The sequence below is a fragment of the Cobetia sp. MMG027 genome, from assembly GCF_027947415.1.
GTDB lineage: Bacteria > Pseudomonadota > Gammaproteobacteria > Pseudomonadales > Halomonadaceae > Cobetia > Cobetia marina.
Genome location: NZ_JAQJIO010000003.1, coordinates 31057 through 48232, shown reverse-complemented (window position 1 = coordinate 48232; position 17176 = coordinate 31057). Strand labels below are relative to the sequence as shown.

Here is a 17176-nt window from a genome sequence, read left to right as displayed (position 1 = left end):
ACAGCGAAGGTCAGGTCGTACTGCCCAGCCTTGAGTGAAGACTAGCAAGTGTCGAGCAGGGGCGGTATTTGGCGATGGGGGCATTGCGCCAACGGCCGGCCGGCATGGCGCAAACCGAAAAGTGGCAGGATTCTGCCGATCTGGTCACACTGGAGACATTCAGACACCCGGCCTGGGGACACCCGTGACGGCCCCGCCGGCAGACGGACCGGCAGACCAGCCGAGGCCATTCGGGCGCGCCAGCCCCGCGACGACGAGGAACGACAATGAATGATTTCACCCTGCACCCGCAGCTGGAGGCAGACACTCACTTCGTGGCCGATCTGGCATTGTGCAGCGTGCGCCTCATGAACGATGCGCGCTATCCCTGGTTGATGCTGGTGCCACGCCGTGCGGACATTCGCGAAGTCTATGAGCTGGACAGCCATTCCCAGCACCAGCTGTGGCACGAGACCACCCTGCTCGGCGAGCTGTTGATGCAGCTCAGTGACGGCGAAAAGCTCAATATCGGCACCCTGGGCAATGTCGTGTCACAGCTGCATGTACACGTGATCGCCCGCAGCAGCGATGATGCCACCTGGCCCGGGCCGGTCTGGGGAGTGGGACGCCCGAAGGCCTATGACAATGAAGCGCTCACCACGCTGATTGACACGCTACGCATGAAGATCGCCGAGCTGCCGACCTATTCCTTCTAGCGCCCGGTTCAGGCGCCAACGACAACGGGGCCCAGCGGGCCCCGTTGTCGTGATGGGAAGGAAAGCCAGTCAGCATGACATCACTCGGACACCGAGTGCCGGACACTGGATCGCCAGGCACCTGTCATGTGTCTGCTTCTGGTGCCTCGACGGCGGGGCGCGGAGCCACCAGAGACGTGGCGGGAGCGGCACGCAGCGGGGACGGCGCGCTCTGCGCCGCGCGCCCGAACGGCGAGGCACCGCGTCCGGTGGGGGATTCCAGCGCCTTGAGACTGCTGGCGACCAGCAAGGTCCCGAACACGCTGATGACGATCCCGCCGAGCAGCCCGATCACCGCGGCCCACGGCCACTGGCGAAGCGCTCCGCCCTCTTCGCGCTTGCCGGTCAGGCGCGCCGTGCCCGCCGCCAGACGCCCGCTGGCCTTCATCAGCAGCGTGGCCATCGCCACGCTGCCCACCGTCAGCGCGGTGCCCAGTGACATCGCCAGCACCGCCAGTACCCCGCTGCCGACCAGATTCAGCGCCAGCGCGGCCAGCAATACCAGAATCGCGCCGGAACACGGCCGCAGGCCGATCGCCAGCACCGCCATGCCCATGGTGCGCCAGTCGCCGCTGGCCTGCTCCGCCGTCACGCCATGCGCATGGCCGCAACCGCAGTCATGCCCGTGTGAATGATCGTGGCCGTGAGAGTGGTCGCGACCATGCGACGGCTCGAACGCCAGTCCCTGCATCGCTGGCGCTTCCTGTGTCGTCACGCTCTCTTCCATGCCAGTGGTGGCGGGCGCCCTGAGTGCCCGCCACAACGCACGCGCGGCACGCCACAGCAGCAGCAGGCCCAACGCCAGTACGCCGACATGGCTGAGCAGAGTGACCTTCTCGACCTGCCCGAGCACCTCACGCCCGGCCCAGTCCAGCAGTCCCGCCCCGAGGCCGACCAGCACCAGCGCACTCACGCCCTGCAGCAAGGCCGCCAGCAGCGAGAGCCATAGCGCACGTCGCCGCGCGATGGGCTGGCTGGCCAGCAGCGTACTGATCACCACCTTGCCATGGCCGGGGCCCGCCGCATGCAGCACTCCGTAAGTGAAGGACAGCCCGATCAGCGCCCAGGGGGTGCCGGGGTGCGCGGCAAGCTCGCTCATGGCGCGCCCGAGCGAGCGCTGAAAACGCGACTGTTCAGCGAAGATCCAGCCCAGCGCCTCACCCCAGGCCTGTACCAGGCTCGGCCACAGGGCCATGCCCAGCACGATCAATCCGAATCCGAGGGCCAGCCAGCCGGCCAGGCGTCGCCCTCGCGAAGAGGCCGGCTTGAGCAGGCCATCACGCATGCCCTTGAGGCTTTTGACATCCCCAAGCCCGGTGGTGTCCTTGTGCTCATCGCTCATCGAGACGACTCACAATGGACACTGCCGACATCGGCGAAATACTGGCCAAGATCCATCGGCGCGGTGGCATTGATATCCAGCATCGAGGCCTCGGCGACCTTCTGGGGATCCGGGTCTGCCTTGGCGATCTTCGCCGTACAGTCCATCGGCACCTGCTGCGAGGACAACCCCTTGATCACCAGCCCTTCCTGGACGGCGATCGCATCCGGGTCATGCAGGATCTCGATGTAATAGGTGGGATCATAGATGCGATAACTGAGCGTATGGCCGGCCATCGGCACGGGTTCGGCCAGCGGCAGTTCCATCTGGAAGGCGACGCGCTCCCCCTTGAGCCAGGTGGTCTGGCGTGTCGCCTCTCCCAGCGCCACCGGCGCTCCGTCACGCTGAACATGGGTGTAATAATCGAACTGGGAAAGATTGGCGAGGATCTCGCTGCCCAGCGCATCCAGGCGCTGCTCCATGCTGGTATCGTCCTGCAGGGCGGCCAGCTCCTGCCGCAGCGTCAGGCTATAGAAGGGGTCCAGCAACCAGTACTGACGCAATGCCACCGCCCGCCCCTGATCATCCAGGCGCAGGGTCACGCGCAGATCCACCCAGCCATGCGGATGGGCAAGCGCCGGTTGACTGACCATCAACGACGCGATGGCCAACATGCCGACCCACGCCCCCGTCAGCAAGCGCAGGCAACGACGCCAGGCGCGCGGAAACGATCGCGCATCATCGCGATGATCAACAGCAAGGGGCATGCAGACACTCCGGAAAGGCGGATACGAAGAAAAGCGAATGCCAGGCGTGGCACATCGTCGTTACCTTATAACATTCGGGGGCACGAACCACCCCTTCGACGCCAGACCGACAATTTGATTCCCGAGCAGGCGCTCATTCCGATACCCCGTCCGCACCATGACGAAAGTCATCACGCCGCAGTCCGTACTTGTGCATCTTGAGGTTGAGCGTCCGGCGCGGAAGGGCCAGTTCCTCCAGCACCTGGGCAATGTTGCCTCGGGCACGTGTCAGGGCCGCTCGAATCAGCGTCGCCTCGAACAACGCCACCTGCGCGGCAAGCCCGTCCGGGTCCTCCTCTCCCACTTCCTGCCCGGTCGCCGGCGGCTCCTGCCCCTGTTCACCCAGCACGGTCCGCTGGCTGGCCAGCTGACGCAGCTGGGCAAGATTTCCGGGCCAGTCGGCCGCCATGAGGGTCGTCAGCTCGCCCCGGACGAAGGGCAGTTCAGGAACCTGATGAACGTCGGCGGCCTGGCGGCTGAAATGCGCCATCAACAACGGGATATCCTCGCGCCGCTCACGCAGTGACGGCGTGACCAGCTCGATCTCCGCCAGCGCGTGCCCCCGCGTCAGCCCCAGCGTGCCGAAGGCCACCAATGCCTGGACGCTGCACTCGGCGCTGAAGACCACCCGCGGCGCGCGACGTCCGCCCTCGGGCTGAGCGTTCAGCCAGGCGTCCAGCCACTGCCACTGCTCGCGACTCAGGACGTCGACGTCATGCAGCAACAGGGTATTCATCTCGGGAGCGGCCTGAAGAGCCTCATCAATCGCCTCGGACAATGCCGCGCCGCTCGACGCCATACCGCTCGACGCCGCGCCGCTCGACGCCTTGGTGCTCGACGCCATACCGACCAGGGCACGACATTCGACCTTCGCCAGCAACGCGGAGGCCGGCGATGTGCCGACGCGCTGGGCCTCTCCCTCCGCCGGCGCATGCTCGGCGAGTGCCAGCGCCGTGGTGGTCCGCCCGCTGCCCGACTCCCCCGTGATCCAGACGCGTGCCGGATGCCCCTTGAGCTCCAGTATCTGCTCGCGCAACTGACGTATCTTCGCGCTTTCACCACGTAGCAGACCGGCAAGCCCCCGCACGCTCAGGCGACGACGCAGCCGCTGGTTCTCATCGCTCAGCCGCCGGCCTGCCAGCGCCTGACGCAGCTTGAGCTCGAGCGCTTCCGGGTCAAAGGGCTTCTCGATGAAATCGCGCGCTCCGCCCTGCATGGCCGAGACCGCAGTGGCCACATCGCCATGCCCTGTCATCATCAGCACCGGCAGCTCCGGCGCCTCGAGCGTGAGCCGTGACAGCAGCGTCAGCCCATCCATGCCCGGCATGCGAATGTCACTGATCACCACACTGACCGGCTCGCCGGCGGCCAGCGCTTCCAGCAAGGCCTCGGCCCGCGGGAAGCAGCGCAGGTTGAGGTCCGCAAGTTCCAGCCACTGAGACAGCGATTCCCGCACGGCCGGGTCGTCGTCCACCAGCCAGATGGGCGCCTCGCGGGTCAGCTCATGATCCTGAGTCAGGCGCTCATCGCCTGTCTCGAAGGCAGCATCACTCATGGTCAGGTGCCTCCGGGGTCAGTCGAGTGGGTGTCGGGCTGCCCGCGTCATCAGGGGGCGTGCACAGCCACAGTTCGAAGTTGGCACCGCCCAGCGCACCCGGCGGGGCATCGTCCGAAAGCCGCAGGACACCGCCCAGGTCACGTGCCATGCCATAGCTCAGAAAGAGCCCCATGCCCATGCCGTCACCCACTTCGCGGGTGGTGGTGAAGGGGTCGAACAGGGTGGCCCGCAATGCCGGGTCGATCCCGGGGCCATTGTCCTCGATGCGCAGGCAACCGCCGGGCCGCCCCTCGAGCCAGGCAACCTCAGGCCAGGCCTGCCAGCTCAGCCGGATACGGGCGACCCCGTCCAGGGTGCCATCGCGCTGCTGACCCTCCAGCGCATCCACGGCATTGCGGATCAGGTTGGTGAGCAGCTGCTCGAGGCGCGCCTGCTCTCCCATCACCCGCACCTCTGGCATCAGTCCCTGCCGCTCGATCACGAGCCCCAGAAGCTCGCACCGCTCATCAAGCAGTTCCAGGGCGTACTCGATGCGAGGCACCAGTGCCAGCGGCGCTGGCGGCTGCTGACTGGCCGGCCGCACGAACACCCGCAACTGGCGGATCATGTCGCCCAGACGCTCGGCCAGTGCCGCGATACGCGTGAAATTGCCGCTCGCCGCTTCGGCGGCACGTGGCAGCAGCTCCGGGCGGGTCGTCGCCTGAGACACGCCACGCGTCAGCAACTTCCCGCCACTGGCGGCATAGGTGCGAATGCCGACCAGCGGCTGATTGAGTTCATGGGCAATGCCGGCAGCCATGGTGCCCAACGCCGCCAGCTTGCCCGCCTGCACCAGCTCGTCACGGGTGGCCTCAAGCTCGCGGGAGCGCTCGGCGACACGCTCCTCGAGACGCTCGTTGATCTCACGCATGACCACCGCCTCACGCCGGATGAGCCGCAGGCGCGCCTGACGCTCGCGCATCCACAGCGCCAGCATGCCCAGCCCCAGCAGTACCGCCAGCCCGGCCAGCATGGTGTTGCGCGCCTGTATATAGAGAGGCCGCAGCGGCATCAGAAAGTGCAGCTGCCAGGCCAGCGGACCACTGAACAGCGACTCATCCAGATAGCGCTGGCCGACGGAAGTCGAGGAGCGGGAAGACGCCTCTCCCGCCCCCAGCACCAGACTGCCGTCTTCCAGCGAGCGCGCCAGCGGGGAGAGCGGCGCCCCGCGGAATTGCTGCTGCGCCCGGATGTCGTCGAGAGCGGCGGGCGCGAGAGGTTCGAGGGTGCGGTATTTCCAGCTCCGCCGTGAGGCCAGCAGCACGACACGATTGGCATCGGCCAGCAGTACCGTTTCGCCGGCCTGGCGCCAGGTATCCTCCAGCGCCTCCAGCGAGACCTTGACCACCAGCACGCCCAGCGGCTGGCCGTCCGCCCCCGCCACGGGCGCGGATACGAAGTAGCCGGGGCGCCCCGTGGTGTTGCCCACCGCAAAGAATTCCCCGCGCCCGCCCGCCATCGCATCCAGGAAATAGGGCCGGTAGGCGTAGCGATGGCCCACGAAGCTGTCGGATTCATCGAAGTTGCTCGCGGCCAGCGTCACGCCGGAGGCATCCGTCAGGAAGATCGCGGCGGCGCCGGATTCCCGGGCCACACGCTGCAGGTGCCAGTCGAGACGATTGCCGGACTCGGCGATATCGGCCGTGTCATCGAAGGCGGCACGCACGCGCGGTTGTCGCGCCAGCATGGCGGGCAGCCACTGAAAGCGCGACAACTCCGCATTGAGGGTGCTGGCATAGAAGTGCAGCCGAGTGGCCGCATGCTGGCGTGCCTCACGCTCGCTGCGGGCGAACTCCCACTGCCAGAGCGCGAACAGCACCAGTACGCCGGCCAACAGGCTGGCGCCCAGTGCCAGCCAGGCCAGGCGCCGTCGTCGGTGCAGACTCAATCCCTCCGGGCGCAAGCGATCGGAAGATGCCCGATCACGCCCCGGGGCATGGCGCGATGTCATGGGGTGCTGGCGATCATGGCGTGCCGATCACCGGCACGGTACGTGCGTTCAGCGCCACTGCCACGTCCACCAGCAGGTTGTCGAGACGCCCCGGCGCGATCTCGGCGCCATTGCTGTCACCCGTCACGCTCAGACGAATCTGGCCGTTCACCTCACTCACCCAGGCGTCGAGGGTCAGCGGTGGTCTGGCGGCGTAGCTGGCATCCAGCCGCTCGAGATCCGGGTCTGCCCGCTCGATGATGAAGCCGCGCTCCGCAAGCGTGGTCATCAGCGTGACGAAGACCTGCCGGGAGGTCAGCGTGCCGCTGTCGGGCGCGATCACCGCGGTACGGGAGTCCGGCGCATGGGTCGGCTGTGTCATGCAGCCGCCCAGCGACAGCAGGGCGAGACAGGCCACCAGACGCAGGCAGCGAGAAAGGGAAGGATTCATCAGCGCACCTCTCGAGGGTCACGGCCCGCCAGCGCGGCTTCCAGCTGACGTTCGATCTGTTGACAGCTCTCGCTGAGATTCTGTGGTCGGGCATCGATGACATACCCGCCCTGGTTGATGACCTGCTCATCACGGATCACGCGCACTCGCTCGTCCGGTGCCACCAGCGAGATGCGCTCGAAGCTGATCGGGTCGTCCCGATAGACGTCATTGCCCACCCCGACACCGATGCCACGCCCGGCGGCCACGCCGTAGCCCACCGAGAACCCGATGCGAGAGCCGAAGGGCCCCTCGATGGCCCCGAGTCCCGGTTGGTCGACCTTGCGCTCCCCGGTCACCAGGCCCAGCGACAGCTCACTTTCGCGCACCTTGTAGCCACGGGCCTCCACGACCTCGGCGGCGGCGCGCAGCCACTGATCGGCATCGCCCTGACGCGGGAAGATGCAGGCCGCAGGCAGCGCTTCGCTGTCATGGGCAGATAGCGGGTCCTGACTCGTCAGCGTGGAACAGCCGCTCAACAGCAGCAGGCCCGAGATGAGCAGCCCCGTGCGAGACACCGCTCCGGCCTGCGGCGTTCGAGCGCTTGCCTCGATCCGAGAGGGAGCCAAGAAAAGTCGAGAGAACATGCGAACGTCTCCGGTCAGCCATCTGACTTGGCGATCCATCACGATTTTCATCCGCGAGATGGCGCAAAGCCACTAGACTGACACTTAAGCCTTGTAGGATTTGTGCATAACTATAGTATCAAGCAGTAAAGGGGCCTGAATGCAGACGGTCTCATCTTAGCTCGCCACCACGCCAACGCCTACCTCATGCATGTTCCCGGGCGACGGCCAGTCCCGGCTGGCACGACGCCTGACCCGCGATGCGCCAAGGCATCAGCGTGCCGGAGCGCTTTCGTCCCCATCGCATTTCCATGGCCTCATCATCGGTTACACATGGAAACGATATGGCGCGGACAACTCACGACGCCACAGGTTCAATAAGTTACCATTATCGTCGAACAGGCAATCAGGGAGAGAAATTTATGTCAGAAAATGCCGACCAACCTACGGTCGCGAAGATCAATCCGCCAGTCTTCTTCGGCTCCGCCGTGGTGATACTGGCGTTCGTGATCTTCACCGTATCCATGCCCGAGACGGCGAACGTGGTCTTCGGCCACGTCCAGACCTGGATCATCGATACCGTCGGCTGGTTCTACCTGCTGGCCATGGGGCTGTTCGTGGTCTTCACGCTGGGGCTCGCCTTCTCGAAATCCGGTGACATCAAGCTGGGGCCGGACCACTCCGAGCCGGACTTCAGCTACGGCTCCTGGTTCGCGATGCTGTTTTCCGCGGGCATGGGTATCGGCCTGATGTTCTATGGTGTCGCCGAGCCGGTCTTCCACTTCACCGCACCGCCCGTGGGCGATGCCGGTACCGTGGAAGCCGCTCGCGAGGCCATGAAGACCACCTTCTTCCATTGGGGCATCCACGCCTGGGGCGTCTATGCCGTCGTGGCACTGGCGCTGGCCTACTTCAGCTTCCGCCACAACCTGCCGCTGCGCATCAGCTCCGCGCTGTACCCGCTGATCGGCAAGCGCATCCACGGCCCGATCGGTCATGCCGTCGACATCTTCGCCGTCTTCGGCACCATGTTCGGGGTGGCCACCTCGCTGGGTCTGGGGGTGCTGCAGGTCAGCTCCGGTCTGCATTATCTGTTCGATATCGACAACAGCCTGACCACCCAGGTCATCCTGATCGCCATCATCACCGGCCTGGCAACCATCTCCGTGGTCATGGGGCTGGACGGCGGCATCCGTCGTCTCTCCGAGCTGAACCTCGGTCTTGCGCTGGCATTGATGCTGTTCGTGCTGTGCGTTGGCCCGACCATCTTCCTGCTGCAGACCCTGATCCAGAACATCGGTGGCTACCTCAGCGAAGTGGTCGACAAGACCTTCAACATGTTCGCCTACATCCCGGAAGACGGCCCGTCCGAGTGGCTGGGTGGCTGGACCCTGTTCTACTGGGGCTGGTGGATCGCGTGGTCCCCGTTCGTCGGCATGTTCATCGCACGCGTCTCGCGTGGTCGTACCATCCGTGAATTCGTCTATGGCGTGCTGTTCGTGCCGATGGGCTTCACCTTCATGTGGCTGACCTTCTTCGGCGACAGTGCACTGCACCTGTTGATGACCGACGCCGCTGGCAATCTGGCCGAGGCCGTCTCCGCGGATGCCTCCGTGGCACTGTTCAAGTTCCTGGAACTGTTCCCGTTCGGTAGCGTGACCTCCCTGCTGGCCACGGTGCTGGTGGTGACCTTCTTCGTCACCTCCTCCGACTCCGGCTCATTGGTCATCGACATGCTGACCTCGAAGGAAGGCGATGAATCTCCAGTCTGGCAGCGCATCTTCTGGGCCGTGTCCGAAGGTTTCGTGGCCGTGGCGCTGCTGATGGCCGGGGGTCTCGGCGCACTGCAGACCGCCTCGCTGGCCTCTGCTCTGCCCTTCGCCATCATCCTGATGTTCGTCTGCTACGGCCTGCTCAAGGCGCTGCGTCTTGAAGGCGTCAAGCAGCGCTCCATGCAGCATCTCAGCAACACGCCGGGGCATACCGCCGGTGGTGCACGCAGCTGGCAGAAGCGCGTCCAGACCCTGGTCGAGACGCCGCAGCAGAAGAATGTCGAGCAGTATCTGTCGGATGTCGTGACGCCGGCGCTGTCGGATGTCGCCAAGGAGTTCGAGGCGCAGGGACTGGATGTGCGCGTCAACGACGAAGATGACCGCAGCTATCTGCAGGTCAGCCATGGCGACGAGATCGACTTCATCTATGGCGTACGTGTCCGCGAGTATGCGGCACCGGCCTTCGCGCTGCGCAACGTCAAGCGCAAGGGCACCAGTGACGTGGAGCGCCAGTACCGGGCCGAGGTCTTCCTGCGCGAAGGCGGCCAGACCTATGACCTGATGGGCTACACCAAGGAGCAGGTCATCGGTGATGTACTGGATCAGTACGAGAAGCACATGCACTTCCTGCACATGGCGCGCAACTGACGCCTGAGCGTTGCTGAAGTGATGACAGCTGCTGGTCTGGCTGTCGCAAAGGCCCCGCCCCGTGCGGGGCCTTTGCGTTTCTCACGGTCATGCCCCGGCAATGAACTGCGTGCTACCTTGCCGTGCCACCTTGAAAAGCGTCATCCTGAGCCGCATGTACCAGAAAGACGCTTGATCACGGATTCATCGTGAGGCACTGGATGGCTCAGTCATCCGATCATTCGCACCGGAACACGTCATAGCACCAGACGATCACGACGATGCAGCGAATTCGTTACTGCACGGCACCGTCACCCTCTACACTGGTGTCATCGACCCGGTTGCTCGGGCCTGGTGCCATGGGCTTGGCTTCATGAACCTGAGGCACTCGAAGGTAAGGGATATCGCCTGCTTGTCCTCAGTGCCCGCGCCCTGCCTCACCACGTATTCCAACCACATTTCACGTCGCCCATTCTCAAGGAGAGTCTTCATGTCCACCGATACCAATGCCATTGGCCTGCATACTTCCAGCGCAACCCAGCTGGCGGAGCACCTCAATGTGCTGCTGGCCAACTACCAGACCTTCTACATGAACGCGCGTGGCTATCACTGGAACGTGAAGGGCAACCAGTTCTTCGAGCTGCACGTGAAGTTCGAGGAAACCTACACCGACCTGCTGACCAAGGTCGACGAGATCGCCGAGCGCATCCTGACCCTGGGTCACGAGCCGATGCACGCCTACAGCGATTACGCTCGCGTGGCGACCATCAAGGAAGACACCCACGTCAGCGATGGCACCGCTTGCGTCAAGGGTCTGCTCACCGGCTACAAGTCCCTGATCGAGCTGCAGCGTGAAATCCTCTCCGTCGCCTCCGATGCCGACGATGAAGGGACTGCCTCGCTGGTCGGCGACTACATCCGCGAGCAGGAAAAGACGGTCTGGATGCTGTCCGCCTACCTGGGCGAGTGATTCTGACCAAGACACCATCGCGTGTCTGACACTGCCGCCAGCGTGATCGGCAGGCCGTGAACGCCGCCTTCTGTCCCGTGCTTGCGCGGTGTCCGGAAGGCGGCGTTTTCGTGGGTCGGACACCACTCTAGGGGCAGACTCGAGAAGAACTTGAGCTCGAGAAGGACTTGAGCCCGAGAAGGACTTGAGCCCGAGAAGCACTTGAGCAAGAGGCGCAGGACCATGCTCGGAAGCGCATCATCACGCGACACGCAGGGTGGCTGCCAATCAGGCAGGTTGATCAGGCGTCATACCAGGAGGGTTGCATGTCACTGCCGCTGACACGTCTGCTACGCAAGTTGCTGCATGTGGCTGCCAAGCCCATGCGCCATGCCCAGGGCAAGGATGGTTGCGTCATCCATGCCTATCGTGGCTATGGCTCACACAATGAAGCCTTTCTGATGGGCCGCATCTTTCAGCAGCCCGGCTCGCGCAGTCAGCTGGCGCCCGGGGCCGGGCGCGATCTGATGGATGTCGGCCGCCGTCTGCTGCGCTGGGGCAAGGGCGGCGTGGAGGTGGACGTCAGCCTTGGCGGCAACCAGACCACCGTCGTCACTGATCGCGATGGCTACTTCAGCGTCCACCTGCCTCTGCTGTCGCCCTTGGCAGATCAAGGCCAATGGCAGACGGCACGGATCACCGCCCGGCCGCCGAAGCAGGCCGCTGTCGAGGGCGAGGCCCAGGTCTACCTGCCACCGGCCAGTACCCGACTGGGCGTGATCAGCGATATCGACGACACCGTGATGTACACCGGTGTCGCCAACAAGCTCAAGATGCTCTATCGGCTGTTCATCGAATCCGCCGAGCGACGCACTGCCTTCCCGGGAGTCGCCGCGCTCTATCAGGCGCTCCACGAGGGCAGCGACGGTCAGCAGAGTCGCCCGCTGCTCTACGTCTCACGCGGCCCCTGGAGCATCTATGAGATGCTCGAGGTGTTCTTCCAGCACAACCGCATCCCGGTCGGCCCCATCCTGTTCCTGCGCGAATGGGGGCTGACGCTGCAGCGCCCCCTGCCCAAGCGCTCGGAAGACCACAAGCAGGCGCTGATCGAGAAGATGCTCGACCTGTATGACGAGATGCAGTTCCTGCTCATCGGAGACAGCGGTCAGCATGATCCGGAGGTCTATGCCGATGTCGTGCGCCGTTACCCGGGCCGCATCTGCGCCATCTACATTCGCCAGATCGGTGACTCCGAATCGCGCAAGGCAGAGCTGGCCACGCTGGGCGAGGAGCTCTCCGCACTGGGCTGCGACATGCTGTTGAGCACCGACAGCCTCGACATGGCGCATCATGCACACGCCAATGACTACATCGATGCCGCCAGTGTCGAGATGGTACGTGCCGAGATCGAGCATCAGCGCGCCGAAGAGCCTGTCTGACCCACGACGACCCACGATACGCACAACGCAAGACGGAGACCCTGAGGTCTCCGTCTTGCGTTGTGGCCAGCGGGCAAGATCAGGCGATACGTGAGCGAATCAGGTGATCCAGTGACAGACGCCCCGGGCCCTGCAGCACCAGTACCAGCAGACTGGACAGCCACAGACCGTGCGTCACCCAGGCTTCCGGGTAGACGAACAGCTGAATGGTCAATGTCATGCCGGCCAGACCCAGCGCGGCAAGGCGGGAGCCCAGGCCCAGCCACAGCATCAGCGGGAAGAGATGCTCGGCAATCGTGGCCAGATAGGCGGCCAGTACCGGCGGGACCAGCGGTAACGCGTATTCGTACTCGAACAGGAAGAAGGTGCTTTCCTTGAGCGCGAAGCCATCGACCTTGGTCTGCGCTGACATGAAGAACACGGCGCCAATGACGATGCGCATCAGGATCAGCACGGCATCCATGCGCAGATTTTCCAGCCAGACGAACACGTTCAGGACTTGCCCCGCCACACCGGTACGGACTGCGGGCGTCGTGGATGACTCAAGGCTCATGATGAGGCCTCCTCAAGGATGCGCCAGTGCGCGAGAAAAAGGGGATGCGCCAGCTCGGCCCGGGTAGGTCGGCAGGAGACTGGCATGGACGAAAGATCATGGGGCAACACTAGTCCGGCGCGAGAAACACGCCACTTGCCAGCAGAGGGGCCAGCAGCTGCCCCAGGTCCTGCTCGGGATGGACATCCGCCAGCATGGCGGCCGCATCCGCGAGCGATTCACCCGCCAACAGCTGGTCGAGCAACCAGGCAGCCGCCTCTGACAGCACCGTCACCTGAACCTCCAGGGCCGGACGGGTGATCAGCAGGTTCTCGGGCCGCGCGACATCCAGGCCTGCAAGGCTGGCTCCCTCATGCTGGTGGCGTTGCCAGACCTCGAAGATCGCATGCTCCAGGCGCAGCAGACCTGCCGCGGGATGAGGCAGGAAGGTCAGCGCCATCACCGCCTCAGGTGACAGCTGCGCCAGCCTGGCCGGTGCCAGCACTTCAGCGTCGGCGGCGTGATAGGCCGTGAGACGCGCGGCCTCGAACCGCGCCAGATCCACCGCGTAGAACGGCAGCTGAGCGGCCGATGCCTGTCGATGCTCGACCAGCGTCGTCAGAGTCGTGTGCAAGGTCTCGGCAAGCCCCGCCCCGTACTCCATCATCAAGGGCGATTCCGGCAGGTGACGGCGTGAGTGATCATGCGCCAGCGCCGCGAAGAAGCGCTCGCCCACGACCTGACGCGTCACGGGATAGGCGTCCTGCAGCGCGGAGATCAGGCTGGCCCAGACATTGTTGCGATAGACGTCAAGACGCCCCTGATGTGCCGCCTCGATGCCCGGCAGATGACGGTCAGGCTGCTCAAGCGCCGTGATGAAGGCCCGCTGCCAGGCGAGAAGATCATGGTCAGTCATGGGGGCCGTTGGCGTGCTCATCGCGGACTCTCCACCTGAGGACCAGAGGTCTGCGGAACCCGAGAGCCCTGCTGAACCAAGGCGCTCTGCAGAATCTGCTCGGCCCGAGCCGTCTGCCCCAGCAACACCTCCAGCGCCGGCACCTGGGTATCCCACTCGATCAGGGTCGGGCGCGGCCCGACTCGCTGGATGAAGTCGGCATACAGGGCCCATACCGCCTCGCAGACCGGCGCACCGTGATTGTCGATCAGCAGGCCTTCGCGCTCATCGACGACATGACCCGCCAGATGGATCTCGCCGACGGCCGCGGCCGGGATCGACTCAAGCCAGGCCGCAGGATCGACACCGATGTTGTGCGCCGAGACGAAGACATTGTTGACGTCGATCAACAGTCCACAGCCGCTGCGCTCGACCAGTCGGGTCAGGAAATTCGTCTCGGGAATCAACTCCGCGCCCAGAGCCTGCGCATCAAAGCGCAGATAGTGTGCGGGATTCTCGATCAATACCTGGCGGCCCAGGCAGTCCTGCAGCCGCATCAGGTTATCGCTGACCCGTGCCAGCATCGCGTCGGTCAATGGCACCGGCAGCAGGTCGTTGTAGAAGTGGCCGCTATGGCCGGCCCAGGCCAGATGCTCTGACACACTGGTGGGCGGGTGACGCTCGCAGAGCGCTCGAAGGCGCGCCAGATGCGCGGCCTCCAGCGGACGATCCGATGCCAGCGACAGGCCGACACCATGGATCGACAGCGGATACTCCTGCAGCGCATCCAGCCGCGCATGGGGAGCTCCGCCTGCGCCCATGTAGTTCTCGGCATGAATCTCGAGGAACCCCAGCGCCGGCCGTGATGACATCAGCTCCCTGACATGCTGCGCCTTGAGGCTGATTCCCGTGGCCATGTCATCGAACGACGGCAAGGCCGTACCGAAATCCGGGCTGCGGGAGGTGGGGGATGACTCGTGCATGACGACCTCTCGATTCTGCGAGCGTCCGGCGGAGGGGTGAGACACCCGCCCACCGGACGTCAGGTTCGGGGGAGACCCGAGGCGTGATGCTTACTTGATCTCTTCCAGGCTGCCGGTGCCAGTGGGCGTTTCGATGGAGGTGCAGGTGCCTTCCGGGACCAGCTTCCAGGCATTGCCCTGATAATCGACGGTCGAAGTGCCGGCACAGGAGGTGCCCGGGCCTGCAGCGCAGTCATTCTCACCGGCCAGCGACACGCCATAGCACTTTTCCATGTCTGCGGCATGCGCCGGAATGGAGACCACGGCGGCAGACAGCGCTACGGCGGTACCGAGGGCGGAAGCCAGGGCGAAAGCGGTCTTGGCGGACTTGTTGGACTTGGTAGACATGGGCACATCTCCTGAGAAAACGCTCATTCATGAGCTGAAAGTTGTTCATTTGTCATTTTCGCCCCATTACCGCAGGCTCAAACCAACTTACGGGGAGGTCCGGAGAACGGATGCAGAAGATGTCGAATTTTTTGCATCACTCACGATATTTCCTTCCTCGCCGCGTCAGAACACGATAGTCCGAGCTTGCGTTGACCCTGCATCTCAAGAAAAACGGCCCTGCTGGAGGGCCGTCGAGAAAGAACAGGGAATACGAGAGATGGCATGCCACCGAGTGTCAGCCGGCAATGAGCGAGATGTGCCGGTTCACGGGGTGTCCCCTTGCCACTTGCGCTCCAGATGTTCCCAGCGCGATAGCGTGGCACCTTGAGCCTTGTCCGCCGTCGAGCCAGAGGCAGGCTCAGTCTCAGTCTCAGTCTCAGGATCAGATTCAATAGCAGCATCGGACTGCGATGTCGGGCCAGAGACCGGCCCTTGGTGATGCAGGGAGTCACGGGATTGACGCACCAGGGTCTCGGGCAACGGCTTCTTCATGCGCGCACCGAGCTCCAGCAGCTCCTCGGCACGGCTGATCAGGTTGCCGCGCCCGCTGGCCAGACGCTTCATGGCGGTATCGTGCGCCTCGCGGGTACGGCCCAGCTGGCTACCAAGCTCCTCGAGGGATTCGGCAAGTCCGCGGAACTTGTCGAGCAGCGCCCCGGCACGCTCACCGATCACGCGCGCATTGTCGTTCTGGCGCTCCAGACTCCACAGACTGGCCACGGTGCGCAGACTGGCCAGCAAGGTGGTCGGCGTCACCATCACCACGCCCTGGGTGAAGGCGTCCTGGAACAGGCTGTCGTCATGCTCGAAGGCCAGCGCGAAGGCGGGCTCCATCGGCAGGAAAAGGAACACGAAATCCGGTGACCCCAGCCCCTCGATGGCGGGATAGTTGCGCCGCGCCAGTCCCGTGACGTGGCCGCGCACCGAGGTCAGATGCGCCCTCAGGGCTCGCGCCCGCGCCGTCTCATCCGCGGCATTGACGTAGTCGGTGTAGGCGCTCAACGAGACCTTGGCATCGATGATCAGATGCTTGTTATCCGGCAGATAGACGATGGCATCCGGGCGCTGGCGCCCGCCTTCACCGCTGAAGGACACCTCACGCTTGAACTCGATCCCCTCTCGCAGGCCAGAGCGCTCGAGCACGGTCTCCAGAATCATCTCGCCCCAGTTGCCCTGCATCTTGCTGTCGCCCTTGAGCGCACGTGACAGATTGGCCGCTTCCTCGGTGATCTGGCGATTGAGTCCCGCCAGCTGGTCGAGCTGACTCTTGAGGCTGGTGCGTTCGCGTACCTCCTCGCCATGCAGCTGCTCGAGGCGCTGACGAAAGTCCCCGACCTGCTCGCGAAACGGCTTGAGCAACTGTTCGAGCTGGGCACCACTGGCAGCGGTGAAACGCTGCTGGCGCTCCTCGAACACCTTGCCTGCCAGCTGCTCGAATTCCTGACTCAGGCGTTCGCGGGAGTCGTTGAGCAGTGCCAGCTGCTCGGCGTGATGAGTGGCCTCCTGACGCTGACGCGTGACCAGCGAGGCATGGGTCTCGCGCAGCTCGGCGTAGCGCTCGGTCAATGTCTCGAGACGCTCCTCACGCTCCAGCAGCTGGGCCTCCAGCACTTCCTGCTGGCGGGTCAGGCTGCGTGCCAGCGTCTGCTGTTCACTCAGCGCACGCGACTGTTCATCAAGCCGTCCCTGCAGCGATTCGCGCAGCGTGGCGAGCTGTTCCGTCAGCGCATCGCGCGCCTGGCGCGCCTCCTCCAGCGACTGGCTCAGATAGCGTTGCTGCTGCTCCGCCTGCTGCCCATCCAGTGCGGCACGCTGCTCGACCAGGGCCGCCCGCTGCTCGGCCTGTTGCCGTAGATCCCGCGCCTCTTCAAGCGTCTGCTGCAACGCCTGCCGGGTTTCGTCACTGCTCTCTTCGAGAGCGTGAAGCTGCTCGCGGGCTCGCCGCCAGCCCAACCCCAGGATCAACGACAGCATCAACAGCACGCCGACCAGCAACCACATCACGGCGGAAGATTCAGAAAGCAGAGGCATCGGGCACTCCATGGCCGGTGAAAACGCAGTGGGGTCACCCCCTTGAAAGTCAGTATCGCGCATCCATGTCTTGAG

Annotated in this window: 15 protein-coding genes; 4 read left to right on the top strand and 11 right to left on the bottom strand. The window is 64.5% G+C overall.

The window, feature by feature from the left end; translation table 11 throughout:
• Positions 1–266: 266 nt before the first annotated feature.
• Entirely contained in the window at positions 267–695 is a 429-nt protein-coding gene (locus PJK54_RS04280) for an HIT domain-containing protein (protein ID WP_077378676.1), read from the top strand.
• Between the two features lie 124 nt (positions 696–819).
• On the opposite strand, the gene PJK54_RS04275 is transcribed toward PJK54_RS04280, so the two are convergent.
• From PJK54_RS04275 to PJK54_RS04250, 6 genes are all read right to left on the bottom strand, one after another.
• Complete coding sequence (locus tag PJK54_RS04275) at positions 820–2076, bottom strand: nickel/cobalt transporter (protein WP_271302338.1); 1257 nt, start codon at positions 2074–2076, stop codon at positions 820–822.
• Positions 2073–2822: a DUF1007 family protein gene (locus PJK54_RS04270; protein ID WP_271302337.1), complete on the bottom strand. Its 750-nt coding sequence runs from the start codon at positions 2820–2822 to the stop codon at positions 2073–2075. The genes PJK54_RS04275 and PJK54_RS04270 overlap by 4 nt, the downstream gene beginning before the upstream one ends.
• 133 nt (positions 2823–2955) lie before the next feature.
• Positions 2956–4416: a sigma-54-dependent transcriptional regulator gene (locus PJK54_RS04265; protein WP_271302336.1), complete on the bottom strand. Its 1461-nt coding sequence runs from the start codon at positions 4414–4416 to the stop codon at positions 2956–2958.
• Entirely contained in the window at positions 4409–6409 is a 2001-nt protein-coding gene (locus PJK54_RS04260; protein WP_271302335.1) for a sensor histidine kinase, read from the bottom strand. The genes PJK54_RS04265 and PJK54_RS04260 overlap by 8 nt, the downstream gene beginning before the upstream one ends.
• A 13-nt stretch (positions 6410–6422) precedes the next feature.
• Positions 6423–6839 carry a glycerate kinase gene (locus PJK54_RS04255; protein ID WP_136939104.1) on the bottom strand — a complete coding sequence of 139 codons (417 nt, stop codon included), beginning with the start codon at positions 6837–6839 and terminating at the stop codon, positions 6423–6425.
• On the bottom strand, positions 6839–7465 hold the full coding sequence (locus tag PJK54_RS04250) for a hypothetical protein (protein ID WP_271302334.1): 627 nt from the start codon (positions 7463–7465) through the stop codon (positions 6839–6841). Before PJK54_RS04250 ends, PJK54_RS04255 begins: the two co-directional genes overlap by 1 nt.
• Positions 7466–7866: 401 nt before the next feature.
• On the opposite strand from PJK54_RS04250, the gene betT reads away from it, so the two are divergent.
• From betT to PJK54_RS04235, 3 genes are all read left to right on the top strand, one after another.
• Positions 7867–9864, top strand: coding sequence for a choline BCCT transporter BetT (betT, locus tag PJK54_RS04245; RefSeq protein WP_077378655.1), 1998 nt, complete (start codon positions 7867–7869; stop codon positions 9862–9864).
• A 469-nt stretch (positions 9865–10333) separates the two neighbouring features.
• Positions 10334–10813 (top strand): Dps family protein, encoded by a 480-nt coding sequence (locus PJK54_RS04240; RefSeq protein ID WP_065392451.1) that lies wholly within the window; start codon positions 10334–10336, stop codon positions 10811–10813.
• Positions 10814–11118: 305 nt separating this feature from the next.
• On the top strand, positions 11119–12231 hold the full coding sequence (locus PJK54_RS04235; protein WP_077378652.1) for an App1 family protein: 1113 nt from the start codon (positions 11119–11121) through the stop codon (positions 12229–12231).
• Between the two features lie 79 nt (positions 12232–12310).
• Here PJK54_RS04235 and PJK54_RS04230 read toward each other — a convergent pair whose 3' ends face one another.
• From PJK54_RS04230 to rmuC, 5 genes are all read right to left on the bottom strand, one after another.
• Complete coding sequence (locus PJK54_RS04230; RefSeq protein ID WP_077378649.1) at positions 12311–12784, bottom strand: DoxX family protein; 474 nt, start codon at positions 12782–12784, stop codon at positions 12311–12313.
• Positions 12785–12893: 109 nt separating this feature from the next.
• Positions 12894–13700 carry an HvfC/BufC N-terminal domain-containing protein gene (locus PJK54_RS04225; protein ID WP_271302333.1) on the bottom strand — a complete coding sequence of 269 codons (807 nt, stop codon included), beginning with the start codon at positions 13698–13700 and terminating at the stop codon, positions 12894–12896.
• Positions 13697–14641 (bottom strand): MNIO family bufferin maturase, encoded by a 945-nt coding sequence (bufB, locus tag PJK54_RS04220; protein WP_077378643.1) that lies wholly within the window; start codon positions 14639–14641, stop codon positions 13697–13699. The genes PJK54_RS04225 and bufB overlap by 4 nt, the downstream gene beginning before the upstream one ends.
• A gap of 90 nt (positions 14642–14731) precedes the next feature.
• Positions 14732–15028, bottom strand: coding sequence for a BufA1 family periplasmic bufferin-type metallophore (locus PJK54_RS04215; protein ID WP_077378640.1), 297 nt, complete (start codon positions 15026–15028; stop codon positions 14732–14734).
• Between the two features lie 306 nt (positions 15029–15334).
• Positions 15335–17101, bottom strand: a complete 1767-nt coding sequence (gene rmuC, locus PJK54_RS04210; protein WP_271302332.1) for a DNA recombination protein RmuC — start codon at positions 17099–17101, stop codon at positions 15335–15337.
• Positions 17102–17176: the final 75 nt, after the last annotated feature.